The sequence below is a fragment of the Pseudomonas sp. ADAK21 genome (genome assembly GCF_012935735.1).
Classification (GTDB): domain Bacteria; phylum Pseudomonadota; class Gammaproteobacteria; order Pseudomonadales; family Pseudomonadaceae; genus Aquipseudomonas; species Aquipseudomonas proteolytica.
Genome location: NZ_CP052857.1, coordinates 5,762,867 through 5,779,656, shown reverse-complemented (window position 1 = coordinate 5,779,656; position 16,790 = coordinate 5,762,867). Strand labels below are relative to the sequence as shown.

20 protein-coding genes are annotated in these 16,790 nt (G+C 61.9%); 7 read left to right on the top strand and 13 right to left on the bottom strand.

What is annotated here, in order from left to right; translation table 11 throughout:
• Window positions 1-254 precede the first annotated feature (254 nt).
• Window positions 255-1,418: a DUF1624 domain-containing protein gene (locus tag HKK57_RS26000; RefSeq protein WP_133715772.1), complete on the bottom strand. Its 1,164-nt coding sequence runs from the start codon at window positions 1,416-1,418 to the stop codon at window positions 255-257.
• Window positions 1,419-1,553: 135 nt separating this feature from the next.
• Here HKK57_RS26000 and HKK57_RS25995 point away from each other — a divergent pair, with 135 nt between their 5' ends.
• On the top strand, window positions 1,554-2,099 hold the full coding sequence (locus tag HKK57_RS25995; RefSeq protein ID WP_070996372.1) for a DUF924 family protein: 546 nt from the start codon (window positions 1,554-1,556) through the stop codon (window positions 2,097-2,099).
• Window positions 2,100-2,223: 124 nt separating this feature from the next.
• Window positions 2,224-2,841, top strand: coding sequence for a glutathione transferase (yfcF, locus tag HKK57_RS25990; protein WP_186352432.1), 618 nt, complete (start codon window positions 2,224-2,226; stop codon window positions 2,839-2,841).
• Here the strand turns inward: yfcF and HKK57_RS25985 are convergent.
• Genes HKK57_RS25985 through HKK57_RS25975 form a run of 3 tightly spaced genes read right to left on the bottom strand, consistent with a single transcriptional unit; the run spans window position 2,816 to window position 4,642 of the window.
• Window positions 2,816-3,091, bottom strand: a complete 276-nt coding sequence (locus tag HKK57_RS25985) for a hypothetical protein (protein ID WP_070996374.1) — start codon at window positions 3,089-3,091, stop codon at window positions 2,816-2,818. The two genes, yfcF and HKK57_RS25985, sit on opposite strands and share 26 nt — an antisense overlap.
• A 58-nt stretch (window positions 3,092-3,149) precedes the next feature.
• Window positions 3,150-3,899: a creatininase family protein gene (locus tag HKK57_RS25980; protein WP_029292922.1), complete on the bottom strand. Its 750-nt coding sequence runs from the start codon at window positions 3,897-3,899 to the stop codon at window positions 3,150-3,152.
• A 44-nt stretch (window positions 3,900-3,943) separates the two neighbouring features.
• A complete protein-coding gene (locus HKK57_RS25975) occupies window positions 3,944-4,642 on the bottom strand; it encodes a murein L,D-transpeptidase catalytic domain family protein (protein ID WP_029292921.1) in 699 nt (232 codons plus the stop codon).
• A gap of 37 nt (window positions 4,643-4,679) precedes the next feature.
• Between HKK57_RS25975 and HKK57_RS25970 the strand changes: the two genes are divergently transcribed.
• Entirely contained in the window at window positions 4,680-6,245 is a 1,566-nt protein-coding gene (locus HKK57_RS25970) for a L,D-transpeptidase family protein (RefSeq protein ID WP_029292919.1), read from the top strand.
• 147 nt (window positions 6,246-6,392) lie between these two features.
• Window positions 6,393-6,776: a hypothetical protein gene (locus HKK57_RS25965; RefSeq protein ID WP_070996376.1), complete on the top strand. Its 384-nt coding sequence runs from the start codon at window positions 6,393-6,395 to the stop codon at window positions 6,774-6,776.
• 6 nt (window positions 6,777-6,782) lie between these two features.
• On the opposite strand, the gene HKK57_RS25960 is transcribed toward HKK57_RS25965, so the two are convergent.
• The gene (locus tag HKK57_RS25960; protein ID WP_169391106.1) at window positions 6,783-7,982 is read right to left on the bottom strand and encodes a PAS domain-containing sensor histidine kinase; all 1,200 of its coding nucleotides are present in this window, start codon (window positions 7,980-7,982) and stop codon (window positions 6,783-6,785) included.
• Window positions 7,972-8,787 (bottom strand): alpha/beta fold hydrolase, encoded by an 816-nt coding sequence (locus tag HKK57_RS25955; protein ID WP_029292912.1) that lies wholly within the window; start codon window positions 8,785-8,787, stop codon window positions 7,972-7,974. The genes HKK57_RS25960 and HKK57_RS25955 overlap by 11 nt, the downstream gene beginning before the upstream one ends.
• A gap of 131 nt (window positions 8,788-8,918) precedes the next feature.
• On the opposite strand from HKK57_RS25955, the gene HKK57_RS25950 reads away from it, so the two are divergent.
• A complete protein-coding gene (locus tag HKK57_RS25950) occupies window positions 8,919-10,130 on the top strand; it encodes a TPM domain-containing protein (protein WP_169391105.1) in 1,212 nt (403 codons plus the stop codon).
• Window positions 10,131-10,144: 14 nt separating this feature from the next.
• Here the strand turns inward: HKK57_RS25950 and HKK57_RS25945 are convergent, their stop codons facing one another.
• From HKK57_RS25945 to HKK57_RS25935, 3 genes are all read right to left on the bottom strand, one after another.
• Entirely contained in the window at window positions 10,145-10,636 is a 492-nt protein-coding gene (locus tag HKK57_RS25945) for a GNAT family N-acetyltransferase (RefSeq protein ID WP_169391104.1), read from the bottom strand.
• Window positions 10,637-10,757: 121 nt separating this feature from the next.
• On the bottom strand, window positions 10,758-11,216 hold the full coding sequence (locus HKK57_RS25940; RefSeq protein WP_442962262.1) for a GNAT family N-acetyltransferase: 459 nt from the start codon (window positions 11,214-11,216) through the stop codon (window positions 10,758-10,760).
• A 52-nt stretch (window positions 11,217-11,268) separates the two neighbouring features.
• Window positions 11,269-11,871: a LuxR C-terminal-related transcriptional regulator gene (locus HKK57_RS25935; protein ID WP_029292902.1), complete on the bottom strand. Its 603-nt coding sequence runs from the start codon at window positions 11,869-11,871 to the stop codon at window positions 11,269-11,271.
• A 113-nt stretch (window positions 11,872-11,984) separates the two neighbouring features.
• On the opposite strand from HKK57_RS25935, the gene HKK57_RS25930 reads away from it, so the two are divergent.
• Window positions 11,985-13,598, top strand: coding sequence for an ATP-binding response regulator (locus tag HKK57_RS25930; RefSeq protein WP_070996380.1), 1,614 nt, complete (start codon window positions 11,985-11,987; stop codon window positions 13,596-13,598).
• Here the strand turns inward: HKK57_RS25930 and HKK57_RS25925 are convergent.
• Complete coding sequence (locus HKK57_RS25925) at window positions 13,588-13,923, bottom strand: hypothetical protein (protein ID WP_029292897.1); 336 nt, start codon at window positions 13,921-13,923, stop codon at window positions 13,588-13,590. The two genes, HKK57_RS25930 and HKK57_RS25925, sit on opposite strands and share 11 nt — an antisense overlap.
• A gap of 192 nt (window positions 13,924-14,115) precedes the next feature.
• On the opposite strand from HKK57_RS25925, the gene HKK57_RS25920 reads away from it, so the two are divergent.
• Window positions 14,116-14,586, top strand: a complete 471-nt coding sequence (locus tag HKK57_RS25920) for a GNAT family N-acetyltransferase (protein ID WP_070996381.1) — start codon at window positions 14,116-14,118, stop codon at window positions 14,584-14,586.
• Here the strand turns inward: HKK57_RS25920 and HKK57_RS25915 are convergent.
• The 3 genes from HKK57_RS25915 to HKK57_RS25905 all read right to left on the bottom strand — a co-directional run bounded on the left by HKK57_RS25915 (window position 14,567) and on the right by HKK57_RS25905 (window position 16,737).
• Window positions 14,567-15,061: an HIT family protein gene (locus HKK57_RS25915; protein ID WP_154907393.1), complete on the bottom strand. Its 495-nt coding sequence runs from the start codon at window positions 15,059-15,061 to the stop codon at window positions 14,567-14,569. The genes HKK57_RS25920 and HKK57_RS25915 overlap by 20 nt on opposite strands.
• A gap of 600 nt (window positions 15,062-15,661) precedes the next feature.
• Window positions 15,662-16,132, bottom strand: coding sequence for a copper chaperone PCu(A)C (locus HKK57_RS25910; protein ID WP_070995955.1), 471 nt, complete (start codon window positions 16,130-16,132; stop codon window positions 15,662-15,664).
• Complete coding sequence (locus HKK57_RS25905) at window positions 16,132-16,737, bottom strand: SCO family protein (protein ID WP_029292889.1); 606 nt, start codon at window positions 16,735-16,737, stop codon at window positions 16,132-16,134. Before HKK57_RS25905 ends, HKK57_RS25910 begins: the two co-directional genes overlap by 1 nt.
• Window positions 16,738-16,790: the final 53 nt, after the last annotated feature.

Genomic DNA, 16,790 nt, shown 5'->3' with positions numbered 1-16,790 from the left:
CGCAGGCAAGCCAGCTCCCACTTTTGTTCTGCAGCGTATGCAAAATTCCCTGCCGTCCCGAGATCCCCTGTGGGAGCGGGCTTGCTCGCGAAAGCGGTGGTTCAGTCACCCTTTTTGGCGGCAGTTGCACCGCCATCGCAGGCAAGCCAGCTCCCACATTTGATGGTGGTGTGGCACAAAACTCTATGCCCAACAAAGCCCCCCTGTGGGAGCGGGCTTGCCCGCGAAAGCGGTAGTTCAGTCACCATCTTTGGTCACAGGTACTTGAGCCACGCTATATCCCGCCGCCGGGCTTTGAGCCTGGCAAACCAGCGTACTGGCAGGTACAACGCCAGGGGCAGCAGCAACGCCACGAGCCACACCGATGCCACGTTGTCGAAGCCAAAATGCGTCCCCTGGTTCAGGCCAAACAAGGCCACGCCCATCACATACAGCACTTTCAACACATACAAATGCAGCAGATAAAAGAACATCGGTGCCGCGCCGAACACTGCCAGGGTGCCGATCCAGCGACGTTGCCCGGCGCGTTCGAAGCCCAGCAGCAACAACAGCCCCACACCCAACGTCAGCGCGAGGAACAGCAGTGAAGGTGGGTATTTGGTGATGTTGAAGAAACTCATCAGCGTCTGTACCTGGCTGTCGTACATCTGCCATGGCGCCTCACCATAGCCATTGATCAGGCGCAACACCCCAAAGCCTACCAGCGCGCCAACGCCGGCCAGTAACAGATAACGCTGACGTCGCGCCGCCGCCATCGAGCCGCAAAACCACGGGCCGATGCCATAACCCAGGGCAATCACCCCGATCCACGGCAGTACCGGGTACGTTGTGCGTAAGCGCAGCGTGTCGCTCACTTCGATCCAGCTACGTTCATGCAAGATCGCCCAGGGAATGTGCAACGCCGAACCCACTGCGAAATGCACGCCGTCGAGCAGGTTATGCCCGCCAATGATCACCAGTGCCAGGCCGATCAGCAGCGGGCGTGGCAACCACACCAGTACGGCGAGGGCGATCATGCTCACGCCGATGGCCCAGATCACCTGCATATAGATGACGCTGGGAGGCAATTGGAAGGTCCAGGCGAAGTTCACCAGGGTGAATTCCAGCACCACCAGAAACAGCCCGCGCTTGAACAAAAACGCCGAGACGTCACCGCGGCCCTGGTATTTTTCGCCGTACAGAAACGCTGACAGGCCCGTGAGCAACACAAACACCGGCGCACACAAGTGGGCCAGGGTTCGGCTGATAAACAACGCCGGCTCCGTAGTGTCGATGTTCATCGGGTCGCTGACTTGCCGGTGCAGCAGAAACGTTTCGCGCACGTGATCAAGCAACATGAACAGGATCACCAGGCCGCGCAGGGCGTCGATGGAAAGCAGGCGTTGGCGTGAGTTGGCAGCGGGAACAGCGTCAGTCATGGTGCAAGGTCGCCGGTGGGAAGGAAAAAGGGTGGTTATCTTATAACATTGGAGGCCGTCGTGGCGTTCTGAGTCGGAATCGCCCCCTGCAAATGCTAGGGTAGGGCATAGACCTTGACGACCCTGGAGTCATTTATGAGCGCCCCGATTGATTTCAAAGCTGTCGTGCAATTCTGGATGGCGGCGGGCCCGGCACGCTGGTTCAAGAAAGATGCACAGTTCGATGCCGAGTTCGGCGCACGCTTCCATGAGGCCCATTTCCAGGCGGCCAGGGGTGAACTGGAGCATTGGGTGAACGAACCCGAAGGCGCGCTGGCGTTGCTGATCCTGCTCGATCAATACCCGCGCAATACCTTCCGGGGCACCGCCCATATGTTTGCCACCGATCCACTGGCCAGGGTGTACGCCGCACGTATGATCGACGCGGGGATGGACCGGCTGATCGACCCGGCATTGCGCGCGTTCTGCTACTTGCCCTTCGAGCATTCAGAACAACCCGATGACCAGCAGCGTTCCCTGGCATTGAACAAACAACTCGATGCCAATACCTACCACTGGGCCAAGGAACATGCCGACATCATCGAGCGATTCGGCCGGTTCCCCCATCGCAATGCAGCGTTGGGCCGGGTGACGACTGAGGAAGAGGAGGCGTTTCTTCAGGGCGGTGGGTTTTCCGGATAGGGTGTAGGAACCGGTCGTATTCCGCCGAGGAATGCCCCCATAAAAAAGCTGCATTGTATTTGTCGCCGCACATCTCGTAGCGTGGCTGTCCACCCAAGGAGATGCCGCCGTGACGAACCTGCCGATGCGCTTGTATGTCGATGCCCAGTTCACTAGCCCGTATGCGATGTCGGTGTTTGTGACCCTGCAGGAAAAAGGCTTGCCGTTCGAGGTGCACACCCTCGACCTTGATGCCCTGGAGCAGCAGGCCCCGGCGTTTGCCGGGTTGTCTGTGACCCAGCGCGTGCCGACCCTGGAGCAGGGCGGGTTTGCCTTGTCCGAATCGTCGGCAATTACCGAGTACCTGGACGAGGTGTTCCCCCAGGTGCCGGTTTACCCCACGGAGCCACGTCAACGCGCGCGGGCGCGACAGATCCAGGCGTGGTTGCGCAGTGACCTGCTGCCGATCCGCCAGGAGCGCTCCACGCTGGTGGTGTTTTGCGGGATCAAGTACGGCCCGTTATCCACCCAGGCCCAGGTGGCGGCTGACAAGCTGATTGCGGCTGCGCAGCACTGGCTGGCCGCCGGGGATGACTATCTGTTTGGCCAGTGGTCGATTGCCGATGTGGACCTGGCCGTGATGCTCAACCGGCTGATCCTCAACGGCGATCCAGTGCCCGCGCCGTTGGTGGCGTACGCCCAGCGTCAGTGGCAGCGCCCTTCGGTGCAGGCGTGGGTCAATCAGGCACGCCCGGCGCTGTAGTGCCCAGCGGCCATTCCTGCGCGACACGGCGGTCGAGGTCTTCCCAGTCTTCCATGCCCAGCACCCGGGTGGTGTTCAAACCGCGCAGATAGCCGCGCAGCTGCTGGGCGGCGGCGCAGGCCTGAAGGGTATCGACAGCGGGGGCCTGGAGAACGGTTTCGTACTCCACCAAATAGTCGGCAACGCGCTCGCGAAACTCCGGCAGGACAGCGTTGCGGATGCGATCAAAAGTCTTCTGATGGGGCTTCATGGACAGGTCCTTCTTATAGATTTTGTTGTATGTACGCCGGCTCCTACAGGGGATGGCGTCAGTCAGGCATGGCTTCGCCGCTGAATGCATGCACCGCCGCTACCAAGCCCTTGGCAGCCAGGGCCACCAGTTCACCGCCTTTTTCTGGTGTTGCCAGAGCCGGGTCGGAACCCATGCGCCCATCCGGGTGGCGGGCGCGAAAGTCCTGGGCCTCGCGGATCGGGCCGGCGGGGGCAATCCGGGGCGAGTAGTCTGCCGTCTTGATCGAGTCCGGGTAGGCCCACTGGGTAATCGCGATTTCCGAAGGCGTGGCATGGGTGCCATGTCCGGTCGGGAACTGCGCGCGTGCCAGTTCGCCAACGCCTTCCAAGTCCCACCAGTTGCACAGTTTCAAGGCGAAGCCGGCGGGGCGGCGGGCGAAGCTGGCCTCGGCGTACAGCTCGGAAAAGGCGGCTTCGATGGTGGCGATATTGCCGCCATGGCCATTGAGAAACAGGATTTTCTCGAAACCATGGGCCGCCAGGGAGCGGGTCCAGTCGCCAATGGCGGCGATAAACGTCGACGGCCGCAGGGAGATGGTGCCGGGGAACCCGAGGTGATGCTGGGCCATGCCGATATTGAATGTCGGGCCGATCAGGATATCGGCGTCTTTTTGCGCTTGATGGGCAATGATTTCCGGGCACATCCAATCGGTGCCCAGCAGGCCCGTGGGGCCATGTTGTTCGTTGGAACCGATGGGGATCACCACGGTGCGGCTGCGGTCGAGAAATTGGCCAATCTCGATCCACGTTGACTGGTGCAAAAGCATTTCAGGTCCTCTCTCTGGTCAGGCTCGGCCTTCCAGATACTACCTCAACCGGCGCTGGCGATCTGGCGCGGTTTGCAATTGAGGTAGGCCGAGGACTTGAGCCAGCGCTGGTCGGGGTACCAGGAGAACATGAACTGCCCATCCTTGAGCTTGTCCACCACCTGGCGCGCCACTTGCGGGCGCACGGCGGGGCAGCCCTGGCTGCGGCCGATACGGCCTTCACGCTTGCTCCACAACGGGCTGACATAGTCGGCGGCATGGATCACGATGGCGCGGTCGCGGGCCAGGTCATTGAAGCCCGGCTCCAGGCCGTCCATGCGCAGCGAGTAGCCGTGGGCGCCTTGGTAGCTTTCCTGGGTGCGGAACAGGCCAAGGCTGGATTGATGGCTGCCTTCACTGTTGGAGAATTGGGTGGCGAAGTTTTCCCCGGATTTTTGCCCGTGGGCCACCAGGTCGCGCAGTACCAGCTTTTTTTGGCGCAGATCGAAAATCCACAGGCGACGGGCGGTCGAAGGTTGCGAATAGTCGATCACTGCCAGGCGTTCGGAGCGTTCCTGGCCATTATTGACGGCACACTGCATGGCGCTGAGGGCGCTTTTGAGGACTGCGGGATTGAGTTCTGGAGCCGAGCGCGCCAGGCTGCTATACAAGGTATGAGGTTTGGCATTCTCTGCGAAGGCACCCGTACAAAACGCGGCCAGGGCGGCGGCGATCAGGCCGAGTCGGCAGTCAATATTCAGCATTTATCGAGCATCTCCGCCGTAGATTGGAGCTAAGCCATTGTTCAAAAAAACTGCATGTTACTTGAGCCTTTGCTTGCTCGTAGCACCATTGGTCGCCACGGCCGATGAAGCGCTGCTCGAGCCGTCAAACCCAGTACAGCTGGCACTTGGGCAGTTGTCGAGCGTCTGCCCCGGTTTAGCCACTCAGTTGGATACGCCAGCCGAGCTGCGGCTACAGGCTTTTTACCAGCAACAAGGCAATACGCCCCTCTGGAGGGTGGAGGGTCGCCGGCAGGCGTTGCAGGAGCAGTTGCTGTTGCTGGCCGACGACGGCCTTGACCCGGCGCATTACCGGCTGCCCGACACGACAAGCACTGGCAATGTGTTGTGTACCGACTTCGAAACCACCCAGCACTATCTGCAAGCCCTGCATGACTTGCATTACGGCCGTTTGCAGCAGGCCCATTACGAGCCGCTGTGGCATTCCCAGCCGCCGAGCGAGGACCCGGCCCTTGCCGTGCTGGCACTGGCCAGCGCCGGGCTTGCCGACATGCCCGTGGCGTTTGACCAGGCCAGGCCCAGCGCCCAGTTGTACCGCAGCCTGCGCGCAGCCTACGCCACCCAGCGCCTGCAACCCTTGGCGCAATGGGGCGTGATTGCAGACGGCCCGTTGTTGCGCCCTGGCCGGGACGACCCACGGGTGCCGGCATTGGCCGCACGCCTGGTCAGTGGCGGCTACCTGGCGAGCGTGCCCAAGGGCAATCAATACACCAATGAGTTGGTCGAGGGAGTGAAGCGCTTCCAGGCCAGCCATTCGCTGCAAGCCGATGGGGTGATCGGCCCGGGGACGGTGGCCGAGCTCAACGTCAGCCCGGCGGTGCGGCGCGAGCAACTGCGGGTCAATCTCGAACGCTTCCGCTGGTTGGCCCAGGACCTGGAGCCAGACGGCATTCTGGTCAACGTCGCGGCTGCGCAGTTGAGCGTCTACCAGGGCGGCGTCCCCGTGTGGCAGACGCGCTTGCAGGTGGGCCGCGCCGAACGGCAAACGCCGCTGCTTAAATCGCGCATCACGCGGTTGACCCTCAACCCGACCTGGACGATCCCGCCGACCATCATGCGCGAGGACAAGCTGCCAGCCATTCGCCTGAACCCGGAGTACTTGCGCCAGCAGAACCTCAAGGTGCTCGACAGTGAAGGTCGCGCACTCTCGCCCGAAGAAGTGGACTGGTCGCACCCCGGCAATATCCTCCTGCGCCAGGACGCCGGCCCGCGTAACCCGCTGGGAAAGATTGTCATGCGGTTCCCCAACCCGTTCTCCGTGTACCTGCACGATACCCCCAGCCAGCCGTTGTTCAGCAAGGGGCCACGGGCGTTCAGCTCGGGGTGTGTGCGGGTGGAACAGCCGATGTTGCTGCGTGATTTGCTGGTGAACCCGGCCGAAAAGGCGCGTACCGAGGAGTTGCTGGCCACCGGGGTGACCCATGAGTTCCGCCTGGCCACGCCGGTGCCCGTATTGCTGGGCTACTGGACAGTGCAAGTGGATAGCCAGGGTGCGTTGCTGTACGCGCCGGATATCTATAGCCGCGATGGGGTGTTGTTGAAGGCGCTGGGTGCGGTCCTGTAGGCGCTCCCACCTAAAAGCCGCCGGGTATCTGCGCAATATGAGACCCGGTTGGCATCCTTGAGAAAATAACCATCAGGTATTTCTCAATTGCTCAAGAAACTGGCCAGGCCTGCCGACGTGATGGGTACATACCCAGGAGCGTTCACTATGAGCAGTCAAGGTTTGGCAGTTGGTATCAGCCTGTTTTTCGCGCTCGTCAGCGGCAGTGGCCAAGCAGCAACCACCGTGGCCCAAGGTGTCATCCAGTTTCATGGCAGCATCGTCGAGGCAACGTGCGCGGCGGGCAGCGGGTCTGGGGCGACGCTTGCACTGAGCGGTTGCCCGACGTTTGCACCCGGGGGCAACATCAGCGCCTATGGCGTCAAGCCGGTATCTACGGTCAGCGCGCTGGACCACACCGCGGTCAAGGTCAAGCTGGTGACCGAAACCACAGGGGATGGGCGTTACTTCGATCGGCGCTACAGTTTGAACGATGGGGCAGGTAAACCGTTGCGCTCAGGGGCTTACCTGGTAACGCTGAGTTACCCCTGAACCCCTTTACTCCAGGCCGTAAAGATCAAAGGTGGGGGCTGTCGCGTTGGTCTGGAAACAGACGGTAAACGTAGTGCCGCTGCCCACCTGAGAGCTTGCCACCACATCCCCGCCATGGGCCTTGGCAATTTCCCGCACGATAAACAGCCCCAGCCCGACACTGCGCACATCGGTGTGCTGATCGGTGCCTCGGGTCATGGGCTCAAACAGCACGCTCATCAACGCATCGGCAATCACCGGCCCATGGTTATGCACCGAGAGGCTGGCCCCGTCGTGGCCTAAGCGTGAGGTTATGGTGATGGGGTGTTGCAGGTCGCCGTAGGCCACGCTATTGGCCACCAGGTTGCCGATGATTTGCTGCAGGCGGTCGCCATCCAGGCAAGTATCGGCAGGGCCCACGGTGTGATGCACCAGGGTGGCGCGGGGAAAAGCCACCCGCAGCTCGTCCACGGCGCGCCGGGTTACGTCATGCAGGTCCAGCGCAGCGGGGGTGACAGCGATGCCCACGCCGACCCGTGCCTGGGTGAAGTCCAGCAGGTCGGCGATCATCCGTTGGGCGCGCTCCGATGACTGACCGATATGGCCGATCAATTGGGTTTCCTTGGCGGTGCGCTCACCACGGGCGAGGAAATCGGAGGCCATCTTGATCGCGGTCAGCGGGTTTTTCAGGTCGTGACTGACGATGGCGACCATTTGCTCGGCAAACAGCGCCCGGCGCTTTGCCTTGATATAGGCCTCGTTGAGTTCGGCTTGGGCTTGCTGGAGTGCGGTCTCGGCGGCGGTTTTTTCCAGCAGCAGGGCTTCGGCCAACTTGCGTGCGTTGAGCAGCTCGCGTTCGTACTTGTCGCGGTCGGTGGTGCCGAACAGTGCCAGTTCGTGCCGCACGCCGTCGGGGTGGTCGCGCTTGATGGCATTGAGCAGGACGGTCACGGTGTGGCCGTCACGATGGCGCAGGTCGAGCTTGACCTCGGTGACACGGCCCTGTACCTGCATCAACGGGGCAAGATGGGTCTGATGAAAAATGCGCCCGCCCATGGTCAGCAGGTCCTGGAATCGTCGCCCGTGCAGTTCGTCCGCCGTCATGCCCACCCAGTCACTGAAACACTGGTTTACCCGCAGGAGCGTGCCGTCTTCGGCGCTGACGGCCAGCGCACAGGCCGCGCCGTCGAACAGCGCCAGGGGATCGGGCAATGTGTCACTGGTCATGGGCAGCGGTCCATGGCATCAGGAAGCTATCCATCGCGGCCGCGCAGGCCGCTGCTGCGCTCATATGCGGGCAATGGCCCACATTGTCGATCAGGCAATAGCGGCTGTGGGGCAACACCCGGTGCAGGTACTCGCCCACGCAGACCGGGGCGATCAGGTCATCGGTCGATTGCAGGATCAGTGTGGGGGTGGTGAGGCCACCGATATCGGCGCGGTTATCCGACAAGAACGTCACCCGCGCAAACTGCTTGGCGATCTCGGGCTCGGTGCGGCAGAAGCTGTTGGTCAGTTCTTCACTGAGGGCCGGTTGCCCTGGCGCGCCCATGATCACCGGAGCCATGGTGCTGGACCAACCCAGGTAGTTGCTGTCGAGGGTGTCGAGCAGCGACTGGATATCTTCGGGCTTGAACCCACCCACGTAGTCGTCGGCATCGATATAGCAGGGGGAAGGGCCAATCATCACATGGGCGGCGATGCGCCCGGGGGCAGCGCGGTCGGCGAGGGTGCCGATCATGGCGCTGACCGAATGGCCTACGAGGATCACCGGGCCGCTGGCGAACCCATCGATGATCTCATTCAGGTCCGCGGCGTACCCATCCAGGGTGGCGTATTTTGCCTTGTCGTAGGCCGCCGGGTCAGACAGGCCGGCCCCTACCAGGTCATACAGCACCACGCGAAAACGTTCGACGAAATGGGGCAGCAGGTAATTCCACATGGCCTGGTTACAGCCAAAACCATGGGAAAACACCAGTGTCGAGGAACCATTGCCCACTACGTTGACGTTGTTGCGATGTCGAAGGTCCATGGGCGCGCTCGTAGTGGCGTGTTGCTATGAGGTTTTGCCGTCAGTTTAGAGAGTCATCCGCATGGGGTCACTAGATATAGCGTTGATAGGGTAAAGTCGGCGCTTTCAGGACGAAACGTCAGGTATCCAGTATGGCGCGGTTTTTACGGCAATCGGCCTTGGGCCTGCTGGTCATGGTGTTGGCTGCGCTGGCTTTGGCGCAAACGGCGCCGCCGCCATGGGCGAGCGTGGCGCTGAACCAGCGGGTGATCGACCTGACCCACACCCTGGACAGCTCGACCCAGCAGCGCCTGACCGACCAGCTTGCGGACCTCGAACAGCGCAAGGGCGCGCAGATCGCCGTGATGTTGCTGCCGACTACGGCGGACGCCGACCTTGAAACGTTCACCACCGAGCTGTTCCGCGCCTGGAAACTGGGGCGCAAGGGCATCGACGACGGTATTTTACTGCTGGTGATCAAAGACGACCGCAAGGTGCGGATCGAAGTCGGATATGGCCTGGAAGGGCTGGTCACGGACCTGTTGAGCCACCGGATTATCGAGGAACAAATGACCCCGGCGTTTCGCCAGGGCGATTACGCCGCCGGTGTGCAACACGCCGTGGATGCCCTGAGCGTGTTGGTCGAGGGCGGCGACCTGCCCGCAGTGGACGAGACCCGGGAGACGGTGGATGAGGCTGCAGTGTTGCTGGCCCTGATCCTCGGCGCCGTCGGCGGGGTGTTGCTGGCCTCGGGCAAGCTGCATTGGCGACGCGGCCTGATCGGCGCCCTGGCAGTGACCGTGCTGCTGACGGCGCTGGCCGCGATCAATGGCAAGTCCTGGCCGATCTATATCGTGGCGCTGCCCTTTTGCATGTCGATCAGCGCGGCCATATTCGGCGCGTTGTGGCAGGCCAAGGTGGTGTTTTATTGCGTATTGGCGCTGATGGCCTACAGCATCGGCCTGGGGCTGGTGGATCACTACCTGACCGAAGTGTCCTTTATGAACTGGCTGGGCTGGCCGATGGCTGTGCTGGTGGTGCTGGGCCTGTACTTGATCCTGTTCGCGGTGATGAAGGCCGCCTGGAAAAACAGCCGGGTGGGGTTTTGCCTACAGTCGGTGGTGGTGCTGGGGGTGTATGGCGCGGCCGGGTATCTGCTGGAGATGGGGCTTGATGGCTGGTTGTTCGCCTTGCCCATCAGTTCGTTTGCGGCGCTGTTCATCTATGGCCAGGGTACGGGCGGGTCGAGCGGCGGTTCCAGCGACCGCTCAAGTTCCAGTTCCAGTTCCAACTCAAGTTCCGGTGGTGGATTTTCCGGTGGCGGCGGCTCCAGCGGTGGCGGCGGGGCTTCGGGGAGTTGGTGAAGCCCGTTGCGGTTTCAGAGCGTCATCACCATTTCATGCCAAGCCATCCCACCGTGATCTGACGCCGAGGGCTGCACATACTGGTAGCCCATGCGTGCGTACAGCGGCACATGCTGTTCCTTGCACATCAGGTGGATGGTCTGTTTGCCCATCCCGCGCATGCGCTGCACAAAGGCCGTCATCAATTGCGTGGCGTAGCCCTTGCCCTGGTGCGCAGGGTCCACCACTACCGACATGATCACTACATTTGGCGCATCTGCTGCGTGCCCTAACAGTTCCTTGAAGGCTTCATCCGACATCACCACGTCATGGGCGCAACCGCTGTTGATAAAGCCCACCACCTGACCGTCCACTTCCAGGATCAGGAAACCTTGTGGGTACAAGGCGATGCGCGTGGTGATCTTCTCCAGGGTCGCGGCTTCGTCACCTTCGTAGGCGCTGATTTCGATCTCATAGCAGCGAGTGGCATCTGCCGGGGTGGCGTTGCGTAGGGTGAGGGCGGGCATGGCGGTTCCTGGGCGGTTGAGCGAGGGGCAGCATGATAGCGGGGTGGGGCCGCTGACGAAAATCCCACAAACAAAACCCAGCCCTGTAGGAGCCAGTTCAAGCCGGCTCCTACAGGGGCGTTTAACTGCGGTGTTTTTCCATGCGGATGTCGCCCTGCGGCAACTGCTCGACCACCCTCCAACCCAGTCGCTGGTAAAACCCATTGGCCCGGCTTGCTTCGGCGGTTTCCAGCCAGATCTGTTGATGGTGCTGGAACAACAGGGCTTCGGCCTGTGCCATCAGTCGGCGGCCCAGCCCGTGCCCTTCAAATTCGGGGCGGATGAACGCGGCAAATACGCAGCCGTCCTCCACATCAGCCATGGAGAAACCGGCCGCCACGCCATCCACTTCGGCGACCCATACGCAGGGCGCTTGTTGCAGGGCGTGCAGGATGGCATCAGGGGTGATGCCCATTTCCGTCAACTGCTCATGGGACAGGTGGTTTTCCCTGACGCTGGTACGAATGTCGAAGATGGCGCTGATGTCTGCCGGGGTGGCAACTCTGATGTGGGGGGTCATGCTGTCCTCGCTGTCGTCCATGAGTTTGCTGTCTTTTGTGATATTTGCCATCGCCGATTGTAGGAACCGGCTCCTACAAGGGCGAGGTGTATTTGACGGCTGCCGCTGCCCGCGATGGCACGTTAAGGCTTCTCAGCAACCCGGACACATGGATGCGCACGGTAAACGGCGAAATATCCAGGGCCTTGGCGATTTCCTTGTTGGTCTTGCCTTGAGCGATCAGCCGCAACACTTCCTGCTGGCGCGCAGTCAGGGTGTTGGTGTCCAGGGGCAACAGCCCCGAAGGTGCGAACTTGACCAGCACCTCGCCCTGGCGGATGGCGAGCAGGGCCTGGCCGATCTCTTCGGGGGCGATGTTCTTCCCGATAAAGCCATCGGCCCCCATCGCCATCACCTGTTCGATCAACAGCGGGTCATCGACCATCGACACCACGATCAACGTGGTGCGCCGCAGTTGCTGGCGCAGTTCGCCCAACTGGCTGATGCAGGTCAGGCCGGGGAAGCGCAGGTCGAGGATCAGCGTGTCGACGTCGCTGCCGCTCTTGAGCATGTGCAGCACCGTGTCCAGGTCGCCGGCCTGTTCTACACAGGCCTCGGGCAGCAGGCGTTGCACCGTGCGCAGCATGCCTTCGCGAAACATTGGATGATCGTCGGCGATGATGATGCGGCATGTCATGGGGTGCTCCTCCCTGGGGCCAGGTCGTCCTGTGGCGTGGTACTTTAACACTCTGCTCGGCGTCTGCCTGCCGGGCGCGCCGATATGACGATGACCGTACAAGGACGTTGCCCATGAAGTTCGTGAAAGACGCCGAACTGGATCAAGCCAACCTGCGTATTGTGGTAGCCGCCTGCGCCATGGTGTACATCGGCCTGCTGGGTTTTTTGCCGGGGCAATCGGTGGCGCATTATGTGCCGGTGATGATCTATATCGGCCTGTTCCTGCTGGCCTCGATTGTGCTGCGCCAGGTGATCGCGCGCTGGCCCGGGCATTACCCGGCGCGGCGGATTTTCGGGATGATCCACGACTACACCGGCACCTCGTTCGGCCTGGTGATCGGCGGTGAGGCGGCGTTGCCGCTGTATGCGGTGATGGTCTGGGTCAACCTTGGCAACGGCATGCGCTATGGCTCGCGCTACCTGGCGATTGCCACGGGCCTGGCGTTGCTGGCGCTGCTGATCGTGTATTGGCTGACACCGTTGTGGCAGGCGCAACCCTTTATGGTGCTGATGCTGATGATCACCAGTACGGTGATCCCGGTCTACGCCCACCTGCTGCTGGAGCGCACGCGCAAGGCGTCCGAAGAAGCCATCGCCGCCAACCTGGAAAAGTCGCGCTTCCTGGCCCAGGCCAGCCATGATTTGCGCCAACCCATTCATTCCATCGGCCTGTTCACCGCGTGCCTGCGTGAAGCACGGCTGGGCGATGAAGAACGGCGGCTGGTGGATAATATCGACCGTTCGCTGCTTAACGTCTCGCAATTGTTCCGCTCCATTCTCGATCTCTACACCCTGGACAATGGCCGCTTGCTCCCCAAGTACCAGGTTGTTCATCTGGGCGAGTGGTTGGCCGAGTTGCTGCGCCAGAACGCCGAAGCCGCCCGTTGGGCCGGGGTAGAACTGCGCCTGCGCCCTTGCGCCCATTGGGTGCGGGTTGATCCGGCATTGTTGGCCACCATGGTGCAGAACGTGCTCTCCAATTGCTTCAAGTACGGCGGCCAGCGCCCGGTGCTGGTCGGCGTGCGCCGGCGCGGCGGGGGGCTGATGGTGGAGATTCACGACCAGGGGCGGGGGATTGCGCAGGAGCATCTGCCCCGGGTGTTCGAGGAGTTCTACCGCGTCCGCCACCTGCGCGACAAAGACGTTGAAGGCGTCGGCCTGGGTTTGTCCATCGTCAAGCGCCTGGGGCTGTTGATGGACATGGACGTAGGGCTGCGCTCACGGGTGGGCCGTGGCACCTCGGTCAGCCTGCGCGGCTTGCCCCTGGCGACCGCGCCCCAGCAACCCGTGGTGCGCGACGATGCACGCCAGGCGGGGCTGCTGACCGGTTTGAAAGTGTGCCTGGTGGAAGATGACCACAACGTGCTGCTGGCCACCCAGGCATTGCTGGAGCGGTGGGGCTGCGAGGTGCAGGCGGAGTCGAGCGGGCATAACCTGGTCAGCGATTGCGACATCATCGTCGCCGACTATGACCTGGGCAACCACGCCACCGGTATCGAGTGCATCGACCAGCTGCGCGCACAGCGCGGCGTGGCGGTGCCGGCGCTGATTCTGACCGGGCATGATGTGGAGAGGATCCAGGCAGCCCTGCACGACCGGCAGATCGCCATTTTGTCCAAGCCAGTGCGCCCCGCTGAACTACGGGGCACCCTGCGCGAGCTCAGCCAGGGGCCGGTTACTGGTTAAATGGCGTCAACCCGTTACCCCGGGCGCCCTTGGGTTGGCAGTAGGCAGCGGGTTTCATCATGCCGAAGCTGGCCACCGCAAACATCCCGCCGCTGGCACCGCTGGGCACCGAGCAGTTGTAGTCACCGGAAGCGGTGCTGGCGATGTAATAGGTGGTCATGGAGTCACTGCGTACATTGGAAACACGCTTGACCGGCTCACCCAGATTGGTTTCCGAGAGCGTCTTGAGATGGTCTTCGGTGGGTTTGATATTGCTGCAACCGGCAACGCCGATCAGCAGGGCGCCCAGCAGGGCAAGGCGGGTAACAGGGGAGTGCAGTTTCATGGCGCTTCTTCCTTGGGGTTGTTTTGGTTTTTTACACGCACAACGATCCCTTGCACGGCGAGTTCGACGTGCTGACGGGGAGCATTGGGTTGCCGGCGAATATAGCGCCGGGCGCCTGCGGGGTCGATTAGCACAAGTGTGCTAATGGCACCTTGAGGTCACGGTAAACAGGGTTAATTCAGGGAGATTCGAATGCTACAAATCAGACGCGCCACCGACGACGACGGCCCCATCGCCTTCGAGATCCGCCTGCAAGCGATCCGCAGCCAATGCATCGGTGCCTACACCGCTGAGCAGATGCTGACCTGGACCCGTGGCGCGGCCGAGGACGGCTATACCGCGCTGATGGCCAAGCCGTTCTACCTGGGGTGCGTCGAGGGTGAGCCGGTCGCCACCGGCATGCTCGACCCGGGCCATCGGGAAGTCGGCGCGCTGTTTGTACGGCCCGGTTTTATCGGGCGCGGGATTGGCGGGCAGATGCTGGAGCACCTGGAGCAAGTGGCGTTGGCGTTGGGGATTGAGGAGGTGGTGCTGGATGCGACGCTAAATGCCGCTGATTTCTACCGCAGCCGTGGTTATGAAGGCAGCGAGCAGTCCATCTATCATTCGCCTACGGGGCTGGACCTGGCGTGTATCCCGATGGTCAAGCGCCTGTCTGTTTGAACGCCGCACGCAGGCGTTCGATCACGGTCGGCACCGAAAGCCCGGCAGTGGCGGGGGGCGTCGGGTTCTCACCGAATTCGCGCCAGATAAACAGCGTGAGTTCGGCCCCATCCGTCAACGCCTGCGCGTTGCTGCCGGCGCCAAAATCTTGCAGTACCCGGTAGCGCTCATCCTGCCAGAACAGCGTTTCGACCCAGTCATAGACCGGGATCAAATGAAAGTGCAACGGGAAACCGGGCATATGCCCAAAGCGGCTGATGTACAGCCACTTGGGCTGGAGCTGTACTTCCATCACCCGCTGGATTTTCGCCAGTAGGCCACCCATTTCCGCCAGGGCCGCTTCCGGCAGGTCAGCCAGTGAGTTGATCGGCATCTTGGCCCCCAGCATCAAATAACCGGGCAGGGCCGAGGCCAAGTGATGATTGAGCAGCCAGTGTTCGGTTTCGTGGAGGACATGGGACGGAGCAATGCGCATGGTCGGGCACCTGGTGGGTCGCGCCGGCAGGATACCAAAGGCAACTCCCTGTATCCCAGAAATGGGCGCGATCTGTGTCTTTCGACGGGCAGGTCTTGTGGGTACCGTTATGCCCTTTGCTCTAGCACTGAGGCGCAGCTGCCCTGCCATTGTTGATAGGTGGTATGGCCACAATTCCCAGCTTCGCTGATATCCCCTGTGGGAGCGGCGGTGCGACGATTCGACTTGCCCGCGAAAGCGGTGGTTCAGTCACTTCTTGGCTGGCAGGTGTACCGCTATCGCAGCATAGGTATCTACACAACTTTGCCGCAACGCCTAGATCCAGGCAGATAGCGCAGTTGTGGCGAGCGGGCTTGCCCCGCGCTGGGCTGCGAAGCAGCCCCAATAAGTCGAATGCGTTGTACCAGATACACCGCAGCGGCTGGTTTTTGGGCTGCTTCGCAGCCCAGCGCGGGGCAAGCCCGCTCGCCACGGGGGAGTTCGTCAGTTTCTGAAAGTTGTGTAAATACCTATGGCTATCGCAGGCAAGCCAGCTCCCACAGTTGATGGGGGGCGGCCAATACTCTGTGGTCAGCAACCCCCCCCCTTGTGGAAGCAGGTTCAATGGTTCATGTGATGGCCGTCAGCATTGCCCAGGCTGCGGGCCGGGGCCTGGATCTGGATGTCCTGCTTCTGGCCCTTGGCATCTTCCACGGTCAGGGTCAGCGGCACCTGGTCGCCTTCCTTGATCTGTCCCGTCAGGCCCATCAGCATTACGTGATAACCCTCGGGATCGAGCTTCACCGCCTGGCCGGCGGGCAGTGCCACGGAGTCCACCGGGCCCATGCGCATGACGTCGTCCTTCATGCTCATCTCATGAATCTGCACATCCTTGGCCACCGGTGACTTGACGCTGAGCAGCTTGCTGTCGCTGTCGGCGGTGAGGGTCATGAACGCACCGCTCGAATGCTGCCCGGCCACGGTGGCGCGGGACCAGGCGTCGCTGACTTGGACCTCGGCGCTGGCGTGGGCAGCGAGGCCCAGCAGGGAAAGACCGAGGGCGATGCGCTTGAGGGTATGGACAGCAGTCATTAGCAGACCTCCATGACGGTGAGCAGGTCTTCTGCGCACTCTTTGGCGTTAAGGGATGCCGACAGGCCCAGGCGCAGGTTGCCGCGGGTGTCGAACACAAAACTGGTGGCGGTGTGGGACAGGGTGTAGGTATCACCGGCGGGGATTTTTTCATAAAAAATCCCGAATTCCTTGGCGGCCACGGCGACTTCTTCCGGGGTGCCATAGAGCGCTTCGAAGCTGGGGTCGAAGGCCTTGACGTAGGCGTCGAGCACCTGAGGTGTGTCGCGCTCCGGGTCCAGGGTGATAAAGATCACCTGCATGATTTCGCCGTCGCGCCCCATCAGCTTCTTGGCCTGGGCCATGCGTGCCAGGGTCGTGGGGCACACCGCTGGGCATTGGGTGAAACCGAAGAACACCACCGGCATCAAGCCGCGGAACGAACTCAGGGTGACGGTTTCACCGGCCGTGTTCTTGAGCTTGAACGTGCGGCCCATGATCTTGTCGCTCAAGTCCTTGCCGTACTTGAAGTTCAGCTTGGGGCCGGTGTCGCAGCCGCTCAGCAGACCCAGGCCCAGCAGGCCCATACCGGTGAGGACCTTGCGGCGGGTGAATAACGTACTCATGAAATGGGCGTCCCGTGAAGCGCCTGACGGCTGCACATAACAGATCAGTCAGG